Genomic DNA, 384 nt, shown 5'->3' on the forward strand with positions numbered 1-384 from the left:
CGGCTGATCCCCGTCGACTACGCCTCACACTCCGCGCACGTCGAAACCATCGAGCAGCACCTGACCGAAGCCCTCGCGGGCATCACACCCCAGACCTCCACAGTGCCCTTCTTCTCCACCGTCCAGCCCGGATTCCTCAACACAACCGAACTCGACGCCGGTTACTGGTACCGCAACCTCCGCCAGACCGTCCACTTCCACACCGCCATCGAACAGCTCACCAAGAGCGGCCACACCACCTACATCGAATCCAGCGCCCACCCCGTCCTCACCTACAGCATCGAGGAAGTCGAGGGCGCCGACACCATCACCGGCACCCTCCGCCGCAACGAAGGCACCCTCACCCGACTCCTCACCTCCGCAGCACACCTCCACACCCACGGG

General features: G+C 64.8%; 1 protein-coding gene. It reads left to right on the forward strand.

Features of this window, described 5'->3' with window-relative positions; translation table 11 throughout:
* A partial coding sequence (locus IE94_RS36785) for an acyltransferase domain-containing protein (protein ID WP_037924934.1) occupies positions 1 to 384 on the forward strand: 384 nt, incomplete at both ends.

Source organism: Streptomyces violaceorubidus, from assembly GCF_000717995.1.
GTDB classification, from domain to species: Bacteria; Actinomycetota; Actinomycetes; order Streptomycetales; family Streptomycetaceae; genus Streptomyces; species Streptomyces violaceorubidus.